The following is a 22,391-nucleotide window of genomic DNA, read 5'->3' as shown; positions in this document are numbered from 1 at the left end:
GTCATATCCGCTGTCACCGAAACCTATGGGTCCAGAAGTGCATCGATAACCGCACATTCCGGGGCGTCATCCCCCGTGCATCGGGCGACAGTTTCAGACAGGACACGTTCAATTCGCACGAGATCGGCAATTTTTGCCTTCACATCTTCAAGGTGCGCCTTGGCGACGGTCTGGACTTCGCCGCAGGTCTGACTTTGGTCATCGACCAATCCAAGCAATCCCCGGATCTCTTCCAGTGAAAAACCGAGGTCACGGGACCGTATGACAAATTTCAACCGTTTGACATGGGCATCATCATAGCTGCGATACCCGTTTGCAGTGCGGGGCGGGTCTGGCATGATGCCGACCCTCTCGTAATAGCGGATGGTTTCAAGATTACAGCCCGTGGCACGCGCCAGATCGACCCGCCGCAGGGCTTTCACGCCTCTGTTATCCATACTTCGCAGATATCCCTTGAGCCTGTATCAACTACAGACCTTACAACGGAGGAGGTAACAGAACAAGGGCGATACTATGGGACAGAGCGTCACGACACAGACACCCGACCAGACACGCCAGATTGGCGATGATGCGGCGACAGGGTGGGGCGCGACCGGCGTCGGTGTTCTTGGCGCGTTGGCGATGACCTCGTGCTGCATTCTGCCGCTGGTGCTGGTAAGCTTCGGTGTGACCGGTGTTTTCATCGCGCAGCTTGGTGCGCTTTATGCGTATAAGTGGTATACTTTCGCGCTTAGTTCCGCGTTCCTTGGATATGGGTTTTACAAGGCCTATAAGCCTGTGACCACAGGAGCCTGCGCGGACGGAACCTGCGCCCGCCCGATCACCCGCAAAGCCATGCGTGCAACCCTTTGGGTTGCGGCTGCACTCGTCTTTGTGGCGATGATCTTTCCCTACCTCACGCCCTTCATCCTGACATTCTGAGCAAGGATCAAAATCATGAAACGCATCATTCTATCAACGGCACTGGTCGTGGCCGCGTTTGGTTCGACAGCCCTCGCAGAGGAGCGCACAGTCGAGATCGCCGTCAGCGAGCTGACCTGTCCTTCATGCTCTTTCATTGTCGCCAGTTCCTTGCGTGGTGTTCCATCGGTCCAGATCAACGATTTCGTGGAAGGCCCCGAGGATGATCGTGGCGTCTACAGCGTCACCTTCGACGATACCAAAGCCACTGTTGAAAGCATCATCGAGGCCGTGACGGCGAATGGCTATCCCGCCGAACTGCTGCCCGACCCTGCGTCGTGACAAAGTGCCGGGCTGCAACTTCTCACGCCGAAATCGCACAGAACGAAAGAACGCCTTTTGACACAAACCGATAAAAACCCCGACCGTTTGCTGAAATGGGGGCTGGGCGGCACGATTTTTGCCGCCGTGTGCTGCTTCACCCCTCTTCTGGTCATTGTCGTCGCAGGTGTCGGCCTGTCTGCCCTCACCGGCTGGCTGGACTATGCACTGTTCCCGCTATTGTTCTTCTGCCTCGCCGTCGTAGCGCAGGGGCTTTGGCTGCGGGCAGGGCAATTTGGACCAAGCCCAAAACTCTGGGCGACTTTGATTGCCGCTGCGCTGTCCGCGATCATCATCTGGATCGACTTCCGCTTTGCCCTACGCATCACCGTCGGCGCGGTATTGGCTGTCGGCGCATACGCCTTTTTTCTCAACCGAACGAAACCGGCAGGAGATTTGCTGAAATGAAAGATATCGACAAGAACGCCGACGGACACGACGGTTACGACCTGATCGTCATCGGGGCCGGATCGGCGGGCTTTTCCGCGTCGATCACGGCGGCGGACGCGGGAAAGCGGGTCGCGCTGGTCGGGCATGGCACCATCGGTGGCACTTGCGTGAACGTCGGATGCGTGCCGTCCAAGGCGATGATCCGCGCGGCGGAAGCGATCCATGGCGCACATGCGGCGAAGCGGTTTCCCGGCCTGTCGGGTCACGCCCAAGTCGATGACTGGCCTACGCTGATCCAGTCCAAGGAAGATCTGGTGGCGAGTCTGCGCCAGAAGAAATACGCCGACTTACTGCCGGAACACGCGGGTGTGGATTATATCGACACCGGTCCGGCGCGGTTGACCGAGGGTGGCGCTATCGTCGGCGGTCGCATTCTAACCGCACCGAAACTGATCATCGCGACCGGAGGTCATCCGGTTCTGCCGACGATTGACGGGATCGAGGATATCGGCGTGCTCGACAGCACCAGCCTGCTGGAGCTTGAAACCCTGCCGGAAAGCCTAATTTTTATCGGGGCGGGCTACATCGGCGCGGAACTTGCGCAGATGATGAGCAGAATGGGTGTGAAGGTCACGCTGGTAACACGGTCACATTTGCTGCCCGGTGCCGAACCGGAAGTGTCTGCGGAATTGGCGGACGCTTTTGCCGCCGAGGGAATCACCCTGCTGTCAGGACTAAGCTATCAGAGCGTGCGCCGTGATGCAGCGGGCGTGACCTTGCGGGTCATGCAGAGCGGCGAACCTGTCGAAGTGACAGCGGATCGTCTTGTCTCGACCGCTGGCAGGCGCGCCAATACCGACGGTATGGGTCTGGAAGAGATCGGCGTGGAGACCGACGCACGCGGGTCCATCGTCATCGGCGACGACATGCAAACCACAGTGCCCGGCATCTATGCGGCGGGCGACGTGACCGACCGCGACCAGTTTGTTTACATGGCAGCTTATGGGGCCAAGCTGGCCGCGCGCAACGCGGTTCTGAACGAGGACAGGCGATATGACAACTCCGTCATGCCCTGGGTCGTGTTCTGTGACCCGCAGGTTGCCGGGGTCGGTCTGAGCGAGCAACAGGCGCGGGATGCCGGGTTCGAGGTCAAGACCTCTATCGTGCCGCTGGACCAGGTGCCGCGCGCACTGGCCGCCCGTGATACGCGTGGTTTGATCAAGCTGGTGGCGGACAGGAAAACTGACAGGTTGCTGGGTGGCCAGATTATTGCACCCGAAGGATCGGACACTATCCAGACACTGGTCATGGCGATGAAGTTCGGCATGACGGCCCGGGCATTGGGCGGCACGATCTTTCCCTATCTGACCACCGTAGAGGGGCTGAAACTTGCCGCTCAGAGCTTCGAGGTGGACGTGGCCAAGCTCAGTTGTTGCGCCGGATGACGAATCGAAACAAGGATGGATTTATAGGCGAGGTCTGGCCCTGATCGTCTTGGGCGCATGCCTTGGTCATCTTGCCGACAGAAATCTTCTGACAAGGATAAAACGAGTGGTGCATATTTCCCGACGAACGCTTCTGAAAGGGGCTGCCGCCCTTGGTGGAACATTGGCGTTGCCGATGCGCAGTTCTGCCCAGAGCACCCCGCAACACACTCTGACCGTCGGCACCCGCACGCTGGACATTCGGGGGCGGGCCGCGACTGTCTATGGCATCACGAACGACGCTGGGGAAACCGGACTGGTTCTACCTGTCGGAGCACCTTTTGATGTGCGGGTCTTGAATACGCTTGCTGATCCGACCGTCATTCACTGGCACGGTCTGACGCCACCGGTCGCCTTTGACGGAAGCAACGTTTCTCAGGTGCCCATCGCGACAGGCGGCATGCACGACTACCTTTTCGATCTGAAAAGGCCCGGCACCCACTGGATGCACTCGCATTTTGGCTTGCAGGAGGCACAGCTTCTGGCCGCCCCCTTGATTGTGGAGACGGCAGAAGATGCGTCGGCCGACCGACAAGCGGTAACTATCTTGCTGCATGATTTCAGCTTTACCGCGCCCGAGGAAATTCTGGCAGGACTGAAAGCGGAACCAATGGCTTTGATCGGGTCCGGTGCAGCTGCGATGAATATGGGAATGGTCCGCGGCGGGAATGGCAGCATGGCCGGGATGGACCATAGCAATATGGACATGGGTAACATGCAAGGGATGGATGGCAGCGGAATGACCATGGCCGGGATGCCGATGGATCTGAACGATGTCGGGTTCGACGCCTTTCTCGCGAACGACCGCGATCTGTCCGATCCCGAGATCGTGCAGGTCGAGAAGAACAGTCAGGTCCGGTTGAGGATCATCAACGCTGGCTCGTCCAGCAATTTCTGGATCGACACCGGCAACTTGCCCGGGCGGCTTGTGGCGGTCGACGGCATGGATATTTCACCGATTGGCGGCACCCGGTTTGAAATCGCAATGGCGCAACGGCTGGATATCGACGTCTCGATTCCTGCAAATGGCGGTGCTTACCCGATCCTTGCCCAACTTGAAGGCGGCAAGGATCGCACCGGCATCGTTCTGGCGTCGGCGTCCGCAAAGATCGACCGCATTTCCGATACAGCCGATGTGACCGCTCCGCCCGTTCTGCTTGATCTTGAACGCCAGTTGCTTGCAACAGACGGCCTGAAGCCAAAATCCGCGGACGCCGCCTTGACCATTGATCTGACCGGCGACATGAGCAGTTACACTTGGGGCATTTCCGGCAAGTCATTCGCGGATCGCGATCCGGTCGAGGTTGTCGCCGGTCAGCGGGTTGAAATCACAATGCGTAACCAGACGATGATGTCACACCCCATGCATTTGCACGGCCATCATTTTCAGGTTGTCGGCCTGGGGCGCGCCAGATTGTCCGGGGCGATGCGCGACACCGTGCTGGTCCCGGCGATGGAAAGCGTCACGATCGCTTTTGATGCCAACAACCCTGGTGAATGGCCGCTGCATTGCCACAATATGTACCACATGGCGGCCGGGATGATGACAACGGTCGAATACGTCTGAATATCTGGGCCGCTGTCACCGCCGCGACCAACGCCGGGGGCGGCCCGCCCATTTCGACTGCCATAGGTGCGGCGAATGTCGGCAATTGCGCCGTTCTTCAAAACGATCACGTCAATCACCAGCAAATAGCGCGCCTGGACTGTCGAATTCATTTGCCTTTTACCGCAATCATCTTGATGTGCGAAATTCGATTTGCAGCGAACTTCGCAACCATGTTCGGGACCATTTTACGCTCGATTGCTGCATGAGAACGTGCAAGCCCAAAGGCGGAAGGCCATTTGCGGCTTCGCTTGCTGCCTTCATTTTTCCGAAAAACTCCATGGCAAACTCACGGCTATTGTTTTCTTTTGCTAGGGTAAATCCATTGCCTTCAAACGGCGCTCGGTAGTGTTCTGGGTCAGCCAACCAGCTTGTCTCAGGCGTGGTTGCCCAAGGGACGGGGTAAATCAGCTTTTCATCATTGGTCTTCATGATGTCAGAGATGCCCAATTTCGCTCCGGGATTGAGAACACGCGCACGCCCGCATCAGGGTCTGCTTGTCCTGGATGTTCATCCCAACATGTACCATGAACGCGCCATCGAACCGTTCTGCTTCAAACGGCAGAGAGAGCGCACTTCCTTGATGCCCTGTGTCTCAAGCCTCACTTTAATGGCTGCCAACCGGTTTCCGTGCGCATCGTGAGTGGATGTTCTTCCTGCATAGTCCATGACGCTTAACTTTCCCGACGTGCGGCTCAGCGTGTCTTGTCACAGCTATGAGGGTCCATCGCCAAACAGTGTGCCGTTTACTGTTTTGAAGCAAGGAAGCTGAAAACCGACATTGAAAAGCACTCCGGGAACGTCAGTTGATACCGCACACCAGTCTTTTCTGAATCAATGCAACCTCGGGCGCGGCCTTCCTTCCAACACGCGTCGCGGTTTGTTGCCCGGGCGTTCGACCGTTTGGCGGGCCGTCGCTGTCAAATGCAAAATCAAAAAACCCATTTGCATTCAGATCGATTGCAACCAGGGTGGATGTGTGACGAACGCCCGCGCACCGGTCTGATGACCAAATTTTTCACTGGAAGGCCATCCGAGTCAGCCTTACCCTCCGAACATGGAAAAACCAGACTCGATCCTCTCTCGTCTTTCCGCCCGCCTGAAGCAGGCGCGGCAAGCGCAGGGGTTGTCGCTGGACGCGGTGGCCAAGCTGTCGGGCGTGTCGCGCAGCATGGTCAGCCAGATCGAACGGGGCGAAAGCTCGCCCACGGTGTCGACGCTCTGGAACCTGACCCGCACCTTGCAGGTGGATTTCGCGGGGCTGTTGGAAGACCAGGCGGGCAGCCGGATCGAGCTGCTGCGCGCCGAAGAAGTGCCGACCATCGAGAACCATGGTGACGGCTGCACGATCCGCATCCTGTCCCCGCCCGAAGATGCGGGCCGCCACGAGGTGTATGAGCTGCGCTTTGCCGATGGGGGTATGCTCGACTCTGCCCCACATGCCTGCGGCACGAAAGAGAACCTGACGGTGATTGAAGGGGTTCTGACTGTGACCAGCGGGCATGCGTCCGATCGGTTGAATACGGGTGAAACTGCGCGATATGCGGCCGATGTGCCGCATCGGCTAAAGGCAGAGGGGCAGGCACGGGCGTTTCTTGTCGTCAAGGGTATGTAGCCAGTCGCAGAGCGTATTCACAAAGAGTAGTCCTATATTGCGGAATAATATCCGCTATCGTATCCAGATCAGGCAAATCACAGGAGTCGTCTCATGTCCGACCGTTTCATCGCAGATCTGAAAACCACGCTTGCCGGGATCGAGGCTGATGGCTTGATGAAACGCGAGCGCCTGATCACCTCGCCGCAGGGGGCCGAGATCACTGTGGGGAATCGCGAGGTGATCAACCTGTGCGCCAACAACTATCTGGGGCTGGCCGACCACCCGGACCTGATCCGGGCTGCGCGGGATGTGATGGAGGACAAGGGCTTTGGCATGGCCTCGGTCCGGTTCATTTGTGGCACGCAGGACCTGCACCGCGAGCTGGAACAGAAGCTGGCGGCGTTTTTGGGCAAGGACGACTCGATTCTGTTCGCGGCCTGTTTCGACGCAAACGGCGGGTTGTTTGAACCGCTGCTGGGGCCGGAGGACGCGATTGTCTCGGATGCGCTGAACCATGCCTCGATCATTGACGGGATCCGGCTGTGCAAGGCGCGACGCTTTCGCTATGCCAACAACGACATGGGCGATCTTGAGGCGAAGCTGAAAGAGGCGCGCGAAGGCGGTGCGCGCCATGTGATGATCGCCACCGACGGCGTGTTCTCGATGGATGGCTATCTGGCCAACCTGCCGGAGATCACCCGGTTGGCAAAGGAATATGACGCGGTTGTGATGGTGGATGACTGCCACGCCACCGGTTTCATGGGACCGAAGGGCGCAGGGACGCCGGATCATTTCGGAATCGATGTTGATATTCTGACCGGCACATTGGGCAAGGCACTGGGCGGGGCGCTTGGCGGTTACATCGCCGGACCGCAACCGGTGATCGACCTGTTGCGTCAACGCGCGCGGCCTTACCTATTCTCGAACGCCTTGCCGCCGTCGATTGTCGCGGCAGGTCTGGAGGCGATCCGTCTGGTCGAAGCGGGTGCCGATCTGCGGGCGCGACTTTTCGCGAACGCGCGCTATTGGCGGGACGGGCTGAGCAAGCTGGGTTTCAACCTGCTGGAGGGCGAACATCCGATCATTCCGGTGATGCTGGGCGAGGCCCCGCTGGCGCAGAAGATGGCCGCCGGGTTGTTTGACCAAGGTGTCTATGTCTCGGGTTTTTTCTTCCCGGTGGTGCCGCATGGCAAGGCCCGCATCCGCACCCAGATGAGCGCAGCATTGACCACCGAACAGCTTGACCGCGCGCTGGCCGCGTTTGGCAAAGTGGGTCGCAACCTGGGAGTGATCGAATGAGCCTGCCGAACACGATGAAAGCCCTGGAAAAATCCAAGCCCGAAGAAGGGTTGTGGATGGTGCGCGCTCCGGTGCCCGAGATCGGGCCGGATGATGTGCTGATCCGCATCAATGCCACGGGTATCTGCGGCACCGATATTCACATCTGGAACTGGGACGACTGGGCGCAGGCCACGGTGCCGGTGCCGATGATAACGGGTCACGAATTTGCCGGCGAGATCGTCGAGCTTGGCCGCAATGTCACCGGGCTTGAGATCGGTCAAAGGTGTTCGGGCGAAGGCCATGTGGTCGGCACGGAAAGCCGCCAGAGCCGGTCGGGCAAGTTCCATCTGGACCCCGGAACGCGGGGCATTGGCGTGAATGTGCAGGGGGCGTTTGCGGAATATCTGCGCCTGCCCGCGTTCAATGTGGTGCCGTTGCCGGATGATATTCCGGACGAGATTGGTGCGATCCTTGATCCGTTGGGAAACGCGGTGCACACGGCGCTGAGTTTCGATCTGCTGGGCGAGGATGTGTTGATCACCGGGGCCGGGCCGATTGGCATCATGGCCGCAGCAGTCGCGCGTCATGCCGGGGCGCGGCATGTGGTGATCACCGATATCAATCCGGATCGCCTGAAGCTGGCCGAACATGTCTGCCACAACATCCGAACGGTCGATGTGACAACAGAAGACCTGCGCGATGTGATCCGCGAGTTGGGGATGAAGCAGGGTTTTGATGTCGGCTTGGAAATGTCGGGCAGTCAGCAGGCGCTGGATCAGATGGTAGAAGGTCTGATCATGGGCGGCAAGATCGCGCTTCTGGGCATTCCGCCCGGCAAGTCTCCGGTTGACTGGTCGCGCATCGTATTCAAGGCGATCACCATCAAGGGCGTCTATGGGCGCGAGATGTTTGAGACCTGGTATAAGATGATCGCCATGTTACAAAACGGGCTGGATGTGAGCCGCGTGATCACACACCGGATGAAGGTGGACGAGTTCAAAGAGGGGTTCGCTGCGATGAAATCCGGCTTGTCGGGCAAGGTGGTGTTGAACTGGCGGTAGGGCCGGAGGCTATCTGAGCGGGATGGGGCGCTGCTCCTCGATCGCCTCCATCGCGAAATAGGACGTGACGGTCTCAAGCTCGATATTGCCGATCAGGCGCTTATAGACTTCGTCATACCCGGCCATGTTGTTGACAACAATCTTTAGAAGATAATCATATTCACCGCCGATGCGGAAGAAGTCGATCACCTCGGGGATTGCCGAGACATGATTGCGGAACTGGCGCAGCCAATCCGACGAATGATGCCGCGTTTTGATCAGCGAAAACACGACGAAGCCACCGCCCAGTTTCTCGCGGTTGATGACCACGGTTCGGTTGCGGATAGCCCCCTTCGCCTCCAACGTCTTGAGCCGTCGCCAGCAAGCGTTTTGCGACAGGCCAACCTTGTCGGCAAGCGCCCGTTGGGACTGTGCCGAGTCACGCTGAAGTTCTTCCAGGATGCGGTAATCAAATTGATCGAATTTATCTGCCATATACCGATTATATGACCCAAAAAATGAAATACAACGGCTAAAAACTGTGAATAAATTTGTTGATATTGCGTCACAATGCTTGCATCAAATCAGGAGATAACATGACGGCTCTCGACGATTTCAAGGCTACGCTGACAGGTTCCGATATTCACGACCAGATCCGCAAGGGGCTGATCGGTGAGGATGTGCAGATAGACGGGCCGTTCGGTCCAAAGCCGCTAATTTATGCCGATTACGTGGCTTCGGGCCGGGCGCTGGCACAAGTCGAGGATTTCATCCGTGACCGAGTGCTGCCCTATTATGCCAACACCCACACACAGGCGTCGTTCTGTGGTGAATACATGACCAAACTGCGCGAGGCTGCGCGGACCGAGATTGCCCGCCTGACCGGCGCGGGGCAGGGGATGAGCGTGGTGTTTACCGGCGCAGGTTCGACCGCCGGGATCAACCGGATCGTCGGTCTGCTGGATCTGACCAGATTGGTGAGGGACGGACAGCGCGTGGTGGTTCTGACCGGCCCGTATGAACACCATTCCAACATTCTGCCGTGGCGCGAAACCGGGGCAGAGGTGATCGAGATTGCAGAAGCACCGGGTGGCGGTGTCGATATGAACGATTTGGCCCGTGCATTATGGGCGGCCAAGGGTGCTGCGCGGATTGTCGGCACCTTTTCAGCAGCGTCCAACGTCACCGGCATTCTGACGGATGTGGATACCGTAACGCGAATGCTGCGCGCCCATGGTGCGCTGGCGATCTGGGATTACGGCTGCGCCGGCCCATATTGCGAAATGGATATGAAACAGGGCAGCGACGCGCAGAAGGATGCCATCGTTTTTTCCGTGCACAAGTTTCCCGGCGGTCCGGGGTCCAGCGGTATTGCCGTGATCCGTGACGCGATCGCGTGTCGTGCCACGCCGACCCTTCCTGGCGGCGGCACGGTCAGTTTCGTGTCGCCTTGGGGGCATGTGTATTCCGAAAACCTTGCCGCGCGCGAAGAGGGCGGCACGCCCAATGTGACCGGCGACATTCGCGCCGCATTGGCGATGCTGGTGAAAGAAGCGTTGGGGCAGGATTGGTTGGATAAACGGCAAGCGGCGCTCAGGGCGCGTGCCTTGAAGGTCTGGGCGGCCAATGATCGTATCCAGATACTGGGCACACCCGAAGCCGATGCGCTGCCAATTTTTTCGTTCCGGATACGGGACGGCCACGGCGCGCAGGTCCACCACCAGTTTTTCACCCGGTTGCTCAGCGATCTGACAGGCGTTCAGGCGCGTGGCGGTTGCGCCTGCGCCGGGCCTTATGGCCACCGTTTGCTGGGTCTTGGCAAGTCCGATTCCGATGCCACTATGGCGGCGTTGGAATTGGGTCAGGAAACCGCCAAACCCGGCTGGGTGCGGCTGAACCTTTCTGCCTTGATGACGGACGCGAAGGCAGATTTAATCATTGATGCGGTGGACGATCTGGCGCGGATCGCCCAAGATTATACGGCACAGTATCGCGTCGATACCAGCACCGCCCGGTTCAAAGCACAGGATTTCGCCAAGGATACGCTTGCCTCGTGACATCGACAGTGCCAAACCTGACTGTTCTGATCAGGGCAGAAGTTCACACTTGAAGGAAAGACGACATGACACGCGATCCCGCTTCACCCATCGACGACCAAGGTTTGCCAAGGCTTGAGGCGCGGTTGCATGAGGATCTGAAGTTTTTGTGCTGGCCCGGCAAGGATTGGGTGCCTGCGCGTGAAGGCGTGAGCGATGTGGTGATCATTGGCGGAGGCATGTGCGGCATGGTGGCGTGGCTGGCGCTGAAAACCGGTGGCATTCATAACATGCGGGTGCTGGACCGTAGCCCCGAGGGGCTGGAAGGCCCGTGGCTGACCTATGCGCGGATGGAGACGTTACGCTCGCCCAAGGAACTGACCGGCCCGGCCTTCGGCCATGGCGCGCTGAGCTTTCAGGCGTGGTTCCGCGCGCAGTTTGGCACGGAGGGATGGGACGCGTTGGACAAAATCCCACGCCCGATGTGGATGGAATACCTGCAATGGTATCGGCAGGTGTTGGACATCCCGACCGAGAACAACGTGGCCGTCGATCTGGTCGAACCTGAGGGGGATTTGTTGCGGCTGCATCTTTCGGGGGCCAGGGAAGAATCAATCCTGTGCCGCAAACTGGTTTTTGCCACCGGGCGCGATGGCACGGGGCAACCGAACATTCCGGGCTTCGTGCAGGGTCTGGACCGCAAGTATTGGGCGCATAGTGCCGACAAGATCGACTTTGCCACGCTGAAAGGCAAGCGCGTGGCGGTGGTGGGCGTGGGGGCGTCCGCCGTGGACAATGCCGCCGAGGCGCTGGAACATGGCGCGGCCGAAGTGCGCCACCTGATCCGCCGCGCTGAAATGCCGACGATCAACAAGATGATGGGGATCGGCTCGTTCGGGTTCACCGCCGGATATGCCCGCCTGCCCGATGAATGGCGCTGGCGCTTCATGCAGTATTCCTTTGCCACTCAAACGCCACCGCCGCACGGGTCCACCAACCGGGTCAGCCGTCATCCGAATGCCTATTTCCATTTCGGCAAAGCGGTGCAAACGACGGTCGAAAAGAACGGCGCGGTCAAAGTGGGTTTCGCCGATGGCACGGCTTATGAGGCGGATTTCGTTATCCTTGGCACCGGCTTCACGATCGACCCGCTGTCACGAACCGAGTTCGGCGATGCGGCCAGCGATATTCTGCTGTGGCAGGATGTTTACGCACCACCAGCGGACGAGCACTCACGCGATTTGGGACGGTTCCCCTATTTGAATGACGATTTCACCTTCCGCGAAAAGGTGCCGGGCACCGCGCCGTGGCTGTCCAATGTCTATTGCTTCAACTACGGCGCCTCGGCCAGCCTGGGCAAGGTGTCGGGCGATATTCCCGGGATCTCGGAAGGTGCCAATTGGATGGTGCGCGAGATCGCGGCGAGACTGTATGCCGAGGATATAGACGCGCATTGGCAGGCGATGCTGGATTACGACAAGCCGGAACTGGATGGCAGCGAATGGGTGCCCTCCGAACTGGTGACGGACGACAAGAAAGGAAAAGTGGCCTGATGGCGTTCGAGACGACCGCTTTGAGATTCGCAGGTGTCATGACGGATGCCGCAGTGGGGGCTGCCGTCGAGGGCCGCGCGAATATCTTCGAGATGACGCAGGCCGCGGAAGAAGCGGTACTGCGCCCCAAGGACAAAGGCCCGTGGTCGCATGAATTGCGGGCGGCTCTGGCGGCGCGGATTGTGGCGCTGAATGCAGAAACCGACCTTGCCGCGTGCTATGTCGAAGGAGCCGGCGCGTTTGCCGATCTGGCCGATCCGGCCAATGACGGGGCTGCACACGGCTTGGCTGAGGTCGTGGATTTCATGGACAAGGTGGCGGTGGATACGCGCAATGTCTTGGCGACTGACATCTCGGGTCTGCAAGCGACAGGTGTGGCGGATGCCGACATCGTTCGGTTGGCGGAACTGAACGCATTTCTGGCCTATCAGATTCGGCTGATTGCCGGGCTGCGTCTGATGAAGGGGATGTTCGCATGAGTAAGGTGATCACGAAATTCACCCGCAATGTGCCGCATTGGCAGCCGCGCGTGACCCCGGTGAACCTGTCTGAAGCGACCGACGCGCAGTTGGATGCGTTGCAGGTCACGCCGTCGAATACCAAGGTGTCGGAATATGTTCTGACCCTTGCGCATGACGTCGAAAGCCTGAAGGTGCGTTCGCCGCTGTTTAATGCCATTATGTATGACAGGGGCGGGATGAGCCGGGCAGAGCGGGAACTGGGCGCGCTGGGAGCCTCGATGGTCAACCATTGCATCTATTGCGCCGCTGTCCATGCCGCGCGCCATGCGCAGCTAGAGAAATCGACCGAGGCGACGGACAGACTGTTCCGCGACGGCGCGAAGGCAGACCTAGGACCACGCGACCGGGCGATCTTTGATTTTGCGGTGGCGCTGTCCGAAGCACCGTCAAATGCGGGGCCGGAGCATATGGACGCGCTGAAGGCTGCCGGGTTGGACGAGACCGAGATGCTGGATCTGACCCTGTCCGCCGCGCTGTTTGGCTGGGCCAACCGGCTGATGCATGTTCTGGGCGATCCGGTGCGGGTGCCGGAAGACGCAGCGTAGGGCGAAGATCAGCGTCGCGATGAAAGGTTTGGCAAATACGATGGGAGGAGACGTGGGCAAATCGGTTGGATTGGCGGGCGCAGGCTCGATTGCGTTCGGGACGGCGGCGCTGTTGCATAAGGCTGGCCACGATCCGATGCTGTGGTCGCCATCGGGCAAGGGCACGGCGGACTTGGCGAACGGTGCTGCGCTGAAAGCGGTTGGCGCGGTCGAGACAACGCTGACGCCCCGCATTGCCGACAGTGCAGCGATGCTGGCTCGCGACAATGACGTGTTGATCATCGCGCTTCCGGGTTACGGCCACAAAACGGTGTTGGACGCGCTGGCCCCGCATATCGAACCGCGGCATCATGTTATCATTTCGTCCCATGCCTCGCTGGGGGCGGTTTATCTGTCGCAGCTTCTGGCCGCGCGTGCCGTGCATGTTCCAATCACCGCTTGGGGCACCACAATCTGCACCGGACGGCGGCAATCGGGCACCGAGGTGAAGGTGAACACCGTGCGCAGCCGTGTTGATCTTTGCACCGTGCCGGATAACCGATCCCAAGAAGCGTTGAGCCTGTGCCAGACCCTGTTCGGCGACCGGTTCCAGCCACGTAGTGGGTTGTTGGCGATCTCGCTGTCCAACCTGAACCCGCAAAACCACATGGGGATTGCCTTGGGCAACATCACCCGAATGGAACGCGGCGAGACATGGTCGCAGGGCCAGAACGTCACCCCCAAAGTGGGTCGTTTGCTGGAAGAGCTGGACCGTGAGCGACTGGACATCGCGAAGGCGCTGGGGCTGGAAGTCAAGACGATCTTTGAACATTTCCACCTGTCCTTCCACGTGCCCGTCGCCTCGATTTCCGAGATGAACCAGCAGATGCACGCGCAGGGAAACGGAGGTGTCGGCCCAGACACGGCTGACAGCCGTTACGTGACCGAGGATGTGCCCTATGGGTTGGTCCTGACCGCGGCGCTGGGGCGGCTGACCGGCCACCCCGCACCGCTGCACGAGGCTGGCATCCGGATTTTTTCGGCCATGTATGGTCGGGATTTCGAAGGAGAGAACGAGATCCTGAAAGCGCTGGACCTTGGCCGCTATGACCTTGATGATCTGAAACAGGCCGCAAAGACAGGGTTGTTGCGTCACCCCGCCAGCGCCTGAACGACGACAAGATAATAACCAAGAAGAAGACCACTGAACCAACAAGGAGACCTGATATGTCAAAACTGCTTTATAGCCGCCGCCGTTTTCTTGGCACCGCCGCCACCACCGGGGCTGCGCTGGCATCGCCCTTCTATCTGCGTCGCGCTGCGGCCCAGTCGGGTGGCGAGGTGAACATCTGGACCTATAACGATTTCGTGCCCGAAGCGTTCAAGGAGCAGTTCGAGGCCGAAACCGGTATCAAGGTGAATGTGCGTCTGGTGGATGATCAGGGCAAACAGTTCAACCTGCTGGCCGCCGAACAGCCGAACCCGACGGTCGACATCATGACCGTCGCCGGCCACCGGTTCCTGCAATTCATCGACAGCGACCTTCTGGCGCCGCTTGACACTGACCGGCTGACCAACTGGGGCAAGATCAACCCGACCTTCTCGGAAAGCGATTGGTCGACGATCAACGGCAACAAATGGGGTGCGCCGATCCTGTCTGGAATGGAAGTCCTGTCCTACAACACCGAGTTGGTGAGCGAGGAAGAAGCGCTGACTTGGGACACTTTGTTCAGCGAGAAATACAGCGGTCAGACGGCCTATATCATTCAGGACATGATGTCGATCGTGATGCTGATGAAGGGGTATGACGGCAATATGGTCGAATATATGGATGACCCCGAGAAGGCCGCACAGATCGTCGAGGAGGCCAAGCAGTTCCTGATCGAGAAGAAGCCTTTGGTGCGCAAATATTACGACGGCGGGGCCGAGTTCCAGCAGATGATGGTCAACCAGGACATCGCGTTGGGTCATTCGTGGAACGGCCCGGCAGCAGCGTTGATCAATGATGGCTTCCCGCTGGCAATGACGATCCCGCGCGAAGGGTCATATGGCTTTGTCTATACCTATAATATCGCCAACAACGCGCCCAATGTGGACAACGCCTATACCTTCCTTGACGCGATCCTTGCCTCGCCCGAAATCGGTGCGGCGATGACCAAGGCATCGGGCTTCATTTCGACATACAAGGATGCCTCGCAATATCTGAGCGATCTCGAGAAGAAGTCGACCTCGTTCCCGGAAGAGCAGTTGGCGAACCTGCAATTCTTCCGTGCCGAAGCGAACGAGATGAAATACGGGCTTGTTGACCCGGCGGTCGAGGCGATCAAGGCCGCCTGATACCATGTTAGGAAACCTGTTCCTGTCCCGCCCGGTGCGGGGCAGGGGCCCTGACCTTCCGAAAGACCATTGAATGACCTATGACGCATCCTCGCAGCGGGGCAAGCGCGCCGAGGCACATGACGCTTCCGACCGCACATTCTGGGGCCGCCTGGTCGGATGGGGCCCGTATCACACGTTGATGCGTCTGGCGACGGCCTCGCCGCGCCGCCAGTTCCTGATCCTTGCCGCCTTTCCGGTCCTGTGGGTGCTGACCCAACACCTCGGGCCGATGTTGCAGATGGTTCGGGTGTCGCTGACCGATGCCTATCCGGTCGCACCGGGGGTCGAACAGAATTTCACCCTGGACAATTATGCCCGCTTTTTCGGGGATAGTATCTTCTGGATGCCGTTCTTTCGGACACTGGCCTTTGCCGGGGTGTTCACCTTCTGCACGCTGATCATCACATATCCGGTGGCCTATTTTCTTGCCCGCCATGTCAGCCGCAAGAACCAGATGTTGTTTCTGCTGCTTCTGCTGATCCCGTTCTGGGTGGGTGAGATTGTGCGCACCTATGCCATCATGATCCTGTTGGGCAACACGGGCGCGGTGAACCTTGTTTTGAAATGGATGGGTCTGATCGACCGACCCATACCCTTCATGTACACGAGCTTTTCGATGGGGGTCGGCATTGTCTATCTGACTGCGCTTTACATGCTGTTGCCGCTGTATTCGGCGCTTGAGAAATTGCCGCAAAGCATGAACGAGGCCGCAGCCGATCTGGGCGCCGGGGCATGGACACGGTTCCGCCGGGTGTCGCTTCCGCTGACCATAGAAGGTATCTCGTCAGGCTGCACGCTGGTGTTCCTTATCTCCACCGGTTTCTATGCGACGCCGGTTCTTCTGGGCGGGCCGTCCACCACGGTGTTTGCCGAAACCATCGCGGGCTTTTTCCATGTGGCCGGTGACGAATGGCCCACCGGAGCCGCTTTTGCCACGATCATGTTCATGGCGGCGCTTGTCATTACGGCGACGTTCCAGAAAGTGATGAATTCGCTGCGTAAAGGAGAGCAGGAATGAACGATCGTCCAGAGCTGTTCCGGGGCAACCGGATCTTCCTGAGCTGCATCTATTGGGCCTTTGTCCTTTACGTCTTCGTGCCGCTGTTCCTCATGATCATGATGGGGTTCAAGGATTCGAAGTTCATTGGCTTTCCGATCCGGTCGTGGACATTGGATTGGTACACGGGAGTCTTTGCCGATGCCGAGGTCTTGTCGACCTTTGGGTATTCCATCGCCATCGCGGTTCTGTCGACGCTGATTTCAGTGATGGTCGGCACGTGGATCGCCGTGTTGCTGGAGGGGCGAAAATTCCTTGGCCGCACTGCGATTTTCGGAATGACGGTGCTGCCTGCGCTGGTGCCGGGGATCATTTCGGCCATCGCGTTTCGCATCTATGCCCGCTATCTGGGGATCGAGCCCGGCATGGGCGCGATCGTCTGGGCGCACGCGGTGCACAACGTGCCCTTCGTGGTGCTGGTGGTGATGGCACGCCTGTCGACCCTGCCGAAAAGCCAGATCGAGGCCGCCCGCGACCTTGGTGCCGACCCGCTGGTCACGTTCATCCGGATCACTTTGCCCTATCTGGTGCCCGCCATTCTCGGCGCGTCGATCTTCTGCCTGCTGTTGTCGTTTGACGATTTCGTCCGATCGTTCTTCCTGGGCGGGTATGAACCGACGCTGCCGGTGCTGATCTTTGCCAAACTTCGTTCGGGCATGAGCCCCGAGATCAACGCCATCGCAACTGTTGCGCTGATCCTGACCGCCGCCGTCGGCATTTGGGCCGAGCGTTTCACCCGCCGCATGAACAAGGAAAGCTGAACCATGACCGATCAGACGCCACTTGTCCGCATCGAGGGACTGTCCAAGCATTTCGGCAAGACCGTCGCGCTGGACAACCTGACACTGGACATCGCACAGGGCGAGTTCGTGACCTTTCTTGGCCCGTCGGGTTGCGGCAAGTCCACCACGCTGCGCATCCTTGGCGGGTTCGAACGTCCGACCACCGGCCGGGTGATCCTTGACGGCGAGGACGTGACCGACCAGCCGCCCGAGAAGCGCCATGTGAACATGGTATTTCAGGATTACGCGCTGTTTCCACATATGACCGTGGCGCAGAATATTTCCTTCGGGCTGGAGCTGAAAGGGATGGGCAAGGCGGACATCAAGCGCCGCTCGGACGAGATCATGTCGTTTCTGGAGCTTGACGCCTTTGGCGACCGCTATCCGGTGCAACTGTCCGGGGGTCAGCGCCAGCGGGTGGCACTGGCCCGCGCGCTGGCGCCCGATCCGGCACTGCTGTTGCTGGACGAACCGCTGGGTGCGTTGGATGCCAAGCTGCGTGGACAGGTTCAGCAGGAGCTGAAATCGATCCAGCGGCGCACCAACAAGACCTTCTTCTTCGTGACCCACGATCAGGAAGAAGCATTGACCATGTCCGACCGGATCGTGGTGATGAACCAGGGTCGGGTGGAACAGGACGGCACACCGGAAGAGCTGTATTTCCGGCCCGCCAGCCGGTTCGTGGCCGAGTTCATCGGCGAGACCAACCTTCTGTCAGGCCGGATGCGTGGCACCGAAGGCGACAAGGTGGTGATGGACTGGGAGGGAACAACCCTTATGGGCAAGGCGCCTGACAGATTGCCGGACGCGGGCCAGCCAATCACCGCTTCAGTGCGGTTAGAGAAGCTCGACTTCCACACCGAGCGCCCGCAGACCGGCAATGCGGTGCTGGGGCGCGTGGTGGGCAGAACCTTCCTCGGATCTCGCATGACGATGGAGATCGCTGTGGGCGAGAACGGCGATGCGGTGCTCAAGGCCTATGTTGATGCCGAGACCGGCCAGTCGCTCGGCAGCGATCCGGTCTGGATCGGCTGGGAGGCGGACAATATGGCAGTGCTGAAAAGCTGAACGGCATCGGACCACTCCTGTAGCCATTTAGAGCGCGCAGACCCCGAACAACGGCACCATAACCGATGTCCGCGTTGGCCGACGCGATCTGCTTGCCAACGCGCGTATTGGTGACACGGAAGGGTCAGTCGACCCTGATTGGCTGCCCCGTGGAAAGAGATATAGATGCTGCATCCGCAAGCACCTGGGCGCGTAGCCCGTCCATGATGTCCGGGGCAACCAGACCCCCGCACGCAACGGCTTCGACAAAGTGGACCATTTCGTTGCGATACGCCGCTTCATAGCGCTCAAGGAAGAAATACTGCGCGGGTGCCTTGCGAAACCCGGAAGCGTTTGCGGCTTCAACCGTGGTTTCCAGTATATTCTCCGCGCGGAGCATTCCAGCGGACCCATGCACTTCCAGCCGTTGGTCATAGCCATAGGTCGCCCGGCGGGAGTTGGAAATCTGGCAGATTTTGCCGGACGCCGTGGTCAGCGTGACAGCAGCGGTATCAACATCGCCCGCGCGTCCAATGGCCGGATCAACAAGGGCGGCACCGACGGCATAGACGCTGACCGGTTCCTCGCCCAGAATAAACCGCGCCATGTCAAGGTCATGGATCATCATGTCCCGAAACAGCCCACCCGAACTTTCAATATAGCTGACGGGGGGCGGCGACGGATCGCGCGACATGATTGTCACGATCTCGACGTCCCCGATCTCTCCCTGCTCTATACGGCATCGTATGTTGGCGAAATTGGGGTCAAAGCGACGGTTGAATGCGGTCATGAAGGAAACGCCTGCCGCATCGACTGCCTTGATACAATCGCGGATGCGGTCGGCGGACATGTCGACGGGTTTTTCACAAAAGATCGCCTTGCCCGCGCGGGCGGCGGCGTGGATCAGGTCGTAATGGGTGTCCGTTGGTGTTCCGATCACCACGGCGTCGACATCCTTGCTGTTGATCAGCGCGTCACTGTCCATGACCTGTGCGCCAATCTTTGATGCCAAGGCTTGGGCGGGGTCGGCGAACGCGTCCGAGACAGCCGCGACGCGCGCGCCGTCGATCTGGCTGATCGAGCGGGCGTGAACCTGCCCGATACGGCCACAGCCCAGAAGTCCGATGTTCAACATGTCATTCTCCTTTGAACGCGCGCAGTACCCGGCGCGTGGCATCCATGACGGGGTCGTGAGTTTCTTTCAAGATCAAGACCCGGTCAAAGCGGGATGTGTCGCGGTTCACCGCCTTGCGCAGGGCGTGTCCGAAGGCCATGCGCAACTCGGTGCCGATGTTGAATTTGCAGATACTTGAACCTGTCGCCAGCAATCGTCTTTGTTCGACCGGCACGCCAGAGCCGCCATGGATGACAAGCGGCACGCTGGTCACGGCCTCGATTGCCCGGATGCGGGGTATATCCAGCCCGCCTTCCTTGTCCTGTTGAAGATGGACGTTGCCAACCGAGATCGCCATCGCGTCCACGCCGGTCTCGCGCGCAAAACGGGCTGCGTCGTCAGGGTCTGTGCCCGATGACCCTTCGCCGCCGGAATATCCGACGAAGCCAATCTCGCCTTCGCAGGAGACGCCTGCGGCATGGGCAAGTTCGACGATCGCCCTGGTCGCGGCTATATTGTCCGCAATGGGCTTGCGCGAACCATCGAACATGACCGATGTGAACCCACTGTCGATCGCTTCGCGGCATTCATCCATCGTATAGCCGTGATCCAGATGCGCCACGACGGGCACGCTGGCACCTTCCGCCAGATAACGGAACATCTTGCCCAGCACCGGCAGGGGCGTGTGCGCGCGGCAGGACGGACCCGCCTGAAGGATCACGGGAACGTCTTCGGCTTCGGCGGCGGCGACATAGGCGCGCATATCTTCCCAGCCCAATGTGACCAGCCCAGCCACGGCATAGCCTTGCTTCAGCGCGGGCTGAAGCACATCAGCAAGCGTTGCAAGTGTCATTTGAATTTCGCGATCATGTCTTTGATGCCGGGGATGGTTTCGATCTGTCCTGCATGTGTTGGTTGAAAATACTGCACCAGCGACCGCTGGCTGAGACCGCCCAGAATGGTGAAATAATACATTTCATAACCGGGCAGCACCGCGCAGGGGTGATAGCCTTTGTCCAGAACAATCGTGGACCCGTCCATGATATGATAAGCATCCCCCGGCTTGTTGTCTTCGCGCTGCAACATCTGAACGCCCGAGCCATAGTTGGGGCGGAAGCGGAAATTATAGGTCTCGTCATGCCGTGTCTCGTCGGGCAGGCGGTCGGTGTCGTGCTTGTGCGAGGGGAAGCCGGACCAGCCCCCCTGACCGACGGTGTAGAGTTCGCTGACCAGCAGACGGCCCACTTTGTCGTGGTGTTTCTGTCCAAGGATATGCTTGATCTTGCGGTGGGTTTTCGTGTCGTCCGACCCGTATTGCACAAGGTCAAGCTCATCCGCGCGCACATCAAACGGATCAAGCACCTTGTCGTATTTCGCCCCGGCGATGAAGGTTTCGGTTTCGTCCGTCACGCAGGTGATTGTCACTTTCGCTCCAACGGGGACATAAACGCCTTCGGGTTCGCCATCCCAGACGTCAACGGTTCGGTTTCCCAGAGCGGGGAAGCTCATCCCCTCCACCTCTACGTCCACCGTTCCGGTGGCGGGAACGACGCAGGTTTCATAGCCGGGCACCTGGTATTCGAACGTCTCGCCCTTCTTCAGCTTGACGATGTTGAAATAATTCAGCGGCACCAGATCGTGATCTGCATCAACGATGGGTGTGTTCTTGTTGTCGTACGGGGCGATGTGCATGGGTTTGGTCCTTTTCAGGGGCGGCGCGCTTAAGCAGCGCTTGCGCCGGGATGTTGGGCAAGGAAGGCGTCGAGTTCGAAAGTGGTCGGCATCGCTGGGGCGCAGCCGGGTTGGCTGACCACGATGGATGCACAGGCCGAGCCGCGCAGAACGGCATCGTGCAAGCTGTGTCCATCGGCAATCGAGGCCAGAAGCCCTGCCATGAAACTGTCACCTGCACCGTTGGGTTTAACGGCCGTAACCGGGTAAATCCCGGTATGAATTTCGTTGCCCTGCCAAAGTGTGATCGCACCTTTGTGGCCCATCTTGTAGATGATCAGTTTGCCTTCGGCGGCGAGTTCCCGTGCCTTTTCCATACCGTTTTCGATGCCGCCCGCCATGAAACCGAACTCTTCATCATTGCCGACGATCATGTCGCTGACTGCACCAGCGCGTGACAGGACATCAGCGGCAATTTCGGCGGATGGCCAACTGTAGGGGCGATAGTCAATGTCGAAAATCACTGGCAACCCGGCGGCACGCGCATGGTCGATGGCACGGAAAGTGGAACTGCGGGACGGCTCGGCGGCAAACACGGTGCCTGCTGTGATCAGTGCACCGAAGGCAGAGTAGTCAACTTGGTCGACATCTGCATCAGGCACCTGAAAATCAGCCGCCCCATTGCGATAGATCACGTTCTGAAAATCCTCCAGCACACTTTCATAGACGGCAAGCGATGTGCGCGCCTCGCCACCCACGGACTGGACATAACGGGTGTCGACACCATAGTGACACAAGCGATTGATACAGAACCGCCCCACCGCGTCATCGGATACCGACGTAACCAAAGCGGCCTTTGCCCCCAGCTTCACCAGCCCGGCGCAGATATTGGCGGATGAGCCGCCAAGGTCAGCATGAAACATGTCGGCATGTTCCGATTTGGTGCCGACGGGGTCCGCGTAAAGGTCCATACCCGCGCGACCAAAGACCACGAATTTGTTCTGTCTGATGTCGTCGAGGAGCATGTG

Annotated in this window: 24 protein-coding genes; 17 read left to right on the top strand and 7 right to left on the bottom strand. The window is 59.2% G+C overall.

What is annotated here, in order from left to right; all coding sequences use genetic code 11:
* Window positions 1-23: 23 nt before the first annotated feature.
* The gene (locus BMY55_RS15825; RefSeq protein WP_177179394.1) at window positions 24-437 is read right to left on the bottom strand and encodes a MerR family transcriptional regulator; all 414 of its coding nucleotides are present in this window, start codon (window positions 435-437) and stop codon (window positions 24-26) included.
* Window positions 438-513: 76 nt separating this feature from the next.
* Here BMY55_RS15825 and BMY55_RS15820 point away from each other — a divergent pair, with 76 nt between their 5' ends.
* The 5 genes from BMY55_RS15820 to BMY55_RS15800 all read left to right on the top strand — a co-directional run bounded on the left by BMY55_RS15820 (window position 514) and on the right by BMY55_RS15800 (window position 4,722).
* Window positions 514-921, top strand: coding sequence for a mercuric transporter MerT family protein (locus BMY55_RS15820; RefSeq protein WP_091433120.1), 408 nt, complete (start codon window positions 514-516; stop codon window positions 919-921).
* Between the two features lie 15 nt (window positions 922-936).
* Window positions 937-1,242 carry a heavy-metal-associated domain-containing protein gene (locus BMY55_RS15815; protein WP_091433117.1) on the top strand — a complete coding sequence of 102 codons (306 nt, stop codon included), beginning with the start codon at window positions 937-939 and terminating at the stop codon, window positions 1,240-1,242.
* 57 nt (window positions 1,243-1,299) lie between these two features.
* On the top strand, window positions 1,300-1,689 hold the full coding sequence (merF, locus tag BMY55_RS15810) for a mercury resistance system transport protein MerF (protein ID WP_091433114.1): 390 nt from the start codon (window positions 1,300-1,302) through the stop codon (window positions 1,687-1,689).
* Window positions 1,686-3,116 (top strand): mercury(II) reductase, encoded by a 1,431-nt coding sequence (gene merA, locus BMY55_RS15805; protein ID WP_091433108.1) that lies wholly within the window; start codon window positions 1,686-1,688, stop codon window positions 3,114-3,116. The genes merF and merA overlap by 4 nt, the downstream gene beginning before the upstream one ends.
* A gap of 106 nt (window positions 3,117-3,222) precedes the next feature.
* On the top strand, window positions 3,223-4,722 hold the full coding sequence (locus BMY55_RS15800) for a multicopper oxidase family protein (RefSeq protein WP_218142259.1): 1,500 nt from the start codon (window positions 3,223-3,225) through the stop codon (window positions 4,720-4,722).
* 168 nt (window positions 4,723-4,890) lie between these two features.
* Here the strand turns inward: BMY55_RS15800 and BMY55_RS15795 are convergent, their stop codons facing one another.
* Entirely contained in the window at window positions 4,891-5,193 is a 303-nt protein-coding gene (locus tag BMY55_RS15795) for a hypothetical protein (protein ID WP_091433105.1), read from the bottom strand.
* Window positions 5,194-5,818: 625 nt separating this feature from the next.
* On the opposite strand from BMY55_RS15795, the gene BMY55_RS15790 reads away from it, so the two are divergent.
* The 3 genes from BMY55_RS15790 (at window position 5,819) to tdh (ending at window position 8,700) form a co-directional block, all read left to right on the top strand.
* The gene (locus tag BMY55_RS15790; protein ID WP_091433103.1) at window positions 5,819-6,376 is read left to right on the top strand and encodes a helix-turn-helix domain-containing protein; all 558 of its coding nucleotides are present in this window, start codon (window positions 5,819-5,821) and stop codon (window positions 6,374-6,376) included.
* A gap of 93 nt (window positions 6,377-6,469) precedes the next feature.
* Window positions 6,470-7,657 (top strand): glycine C-acetyltransferase, encoded by a 1,188-nt coding sequence (locus tag BMY55_RS15785; protein ID WP_091433100.1) that lies wholly within the window; start codon window positions 6,470-6,472, stop codon window positions 7,655-7,657.
* Window positions 7,658-7,671: 14 nt separating this feature from the next.
* The gene (tdh, locus tag BMY55_RS15780) at window positions 7,672-8,700 is read left to right on the top strand and encodes an L-threonine 3-dehydrogenase (protein WP_091433246.1); all 1,029 of its coding nucleotides are present in this window, start codon (window positions 7,672-7,674) and stop codon (window positions 8,698-8,700) included.
* A 9-nt stretch (window positions 8,701-8,709) separates the two neighbouring features.
* Here the strand turns inward: tdh and BMY55_RS15775 are convergent, their stop codons facing one another.
* Window positions 8,710-9,174 carry an Lrp/AsnC family transcriptional regulator gene (locus BMY55_RS15775; protein WP_091433098.1) on the bottom strand — a complete coding sequence of 155 codons (465 nt, stop codon included), beginning with the start codon at window positions 9,172-9,174 and terminating at the stop codon, window positions 8,710-8,712.
* 101 nt (window positions 9,175-9,275) lie between these two features.
* Between BMY55_RS15775 and BMY55_RS15770 the strand changes: the two genes are divergently transcribed.
* The 9 genes from BMY55_RS15770 (at window position 9,276) to BMY55_RS15730 (ending at window position 18,599) form a co-directional block, all read left to right on the top strand.
* Complete coding sequence (locus BMY55_RS15770; protein WP_091433095.1) at window positions 9,276-10,736, top strand: aminotransferase class V-fold PLP-dependent enzyme; 1,461 nt, start codon at window positions 9,276-9,278, stop codon at window positions 10,734-10,736.
* A gap of 65 nt (window positions 10,737-10,801) precedes the next feature.
* Window positions 10,802-12,268, top strand: coding sequence for an NAD(P)-binding domain-containing protein (locus tag BMY55_RS15765; RefSeq protein ID WP_091433092.1), 1,467 nt, complete (start codon window positions 10,802-10,804; stop codon window positions 12,266-12,268).
* Window positions 12,268-12,747 (top strand): hypothetical protein, encoded by a 480-nt coding sequence (locus BMY55_RS15760; RefSeq protein WP_322787739.1) that lies wholly within the window; start codon window positions 12,268-12,270, stop codon window positions 12,745-12,747. Before BMY55_RS15765 ends, BMY55_RS15760 begins: the two co-directional genes overlap by 1 nt.
* Window positions 12,744-13,334: a peroxidase-related enzyme gene (locus tag BMY55_RS15755; RefSeq protein WP_091433091.1), complete on the top strand. Its 591-nt coding sequence runs from the start codon at window positions 12,744-12,746 to the stop codon at window positions 13,332-13,334. Before BMY55_RS15760 ends, BMY55_RS15755 begins: the two co-directional genes overlap by 4 nt.
* A gap of 40 nt (window positions 13,335-13,374) precedes the next feature.
* Complete coding sequence (locus tag BMY55_RS15750) at window positions 13,375-14,484, top strand: NAD/NADP octopine/nopaline dehydrogenase family protein (protein WP_091433089.1); 1,110 nt, start codon at window positions 13,375-13,377, stop codon at window positions 14,482-14,484.
* Window positions 14,485-14,540: 56 nt separating this feature from the next.
* Complete coding sequence (locus tag BMY55_RS15745) at window positions 14,541-15,650, top strand: ABC transporter substrate-binding protein (RefSeq protein WP_091433086.1); 1,110 nt, start codon at window positions 14,541-14,543, stop codon at window positions 15,648-15,650.
* A 73-nt stretch (window positions 15,651-15,723) separates the two neighbouring features.
* Complete coding sequence (locus BMY55_RS15740; RefSeq protein WP_091433084.1) at window positions 15,724-16,710, top strand: ABC transporter permease; 987 nt, start codon at window positions 15,724-15,726, stop codon at window positions 16,708-16,710.
* Window positions 16,711-16,724: 14 nt separating this feature from the next.
* Window positions 16,725-17,510 carry an ABC transporter permease gene (locus BMY55_RS15735; protein ID WP_091433239.1) on the top strand — a complete coding sequence of 262 codons (786 nt, stop codon included), beginning with the start codon at window positions 16,725-16,727 and terminating at the stop codon, window positions 17,508-17,510.
* A gap of 3 nt (window positions 17,511-17,513) precedes the next feature.
* Window positions 17,514-18,599: an ABC transporter ATP-binding protein gene (locus BMY55_RS15730; protein WP_091433081.1), complete on the top strand. Its 1,086-nt coding sequence runs from the start codon at window positions 17,514-17,516 to the stop codon at window positions 18,597-18,599.
* Window positions 18,600-18,723: 124 nt separating this feature from the next.
* Here the strand turns inward: BMY55_RS15730 and iolG are convergent, their stop codons facing one another.
* From iolG to iolC, 4 genes are read right to left on the bottom strand one after another with little or no spacing between them, the layout of a single operon-like run.
* Complete coding sequence (gene iolG / locus BMY55_RS15725) at window positions 18,724-19,713, bottom strand: inositol 2-dehydrogenase (RefSeq protein ID WP_091433077.1); 990 nt, start codon at window positions 19,711-19,713, stop codon at window positions 18,724-18,726.
* 1 nt (window position 19,714) lies between these two features.
* Window positions 19,715-20,545 carry a class II fructose-bisphosphate aldolase gene (locus BMY55_RS15720; protein ID WP_091433074.1) on the bottom strand — a complete coding sequence of 277 codons (831 nt, stop codon included), beginning with the start codon at window positions 20,543-20,545 and terminating at the stop codon, window positions 19,715-19,717.
* Window positions 20,542-21,384 carry a 5-deoxy-glucuronate isomerase gene (locus BMY55_RS15715; RefSeq protein ID WP_091433070.1) on the bottom strand — a complete coding sequence of 281 codons (843 nt, stop codon included), beginning with the start codon at window positions 21,382-21,384 and terminating at the stop codon, window positions 20,542-20,544. Before BMY55_RS15715 ends, BMY55_RS15720 begins: the two co-directional genes overlap by 4 nt.
* 29 nt (window positions 21,385-21,413) lie before the next feature.
* Complete coding sequence (gene iolC, locus BMY55_RS15710; RefSeq protein WP_091433066.1) at window positions 21,414-22,388, bottom strand: 5-dehydro-2-deoxygluconokinase; 975 nt, start codon at window positions 22,386-22,388, stop codon at window positions 21,414-21,416.
* Window positions 22,389-22,391 lie beyond the last annotated feature (3 nt).

Origin of the sequence: Aliiroseovarius sediminilitoris (assembly GCF_900109955.1) — a bacterium.
GTDB lineage: Bacteria > Pseudomonadota > Alphaproteobacteria > Rhodobacterales > Rhodobacteraceae > Aliiroseovarius > Aliiroseovarius sediminilitoris.
This window is presented reverse-complemented; position numbering and strand designations above follow the sequence as displayed.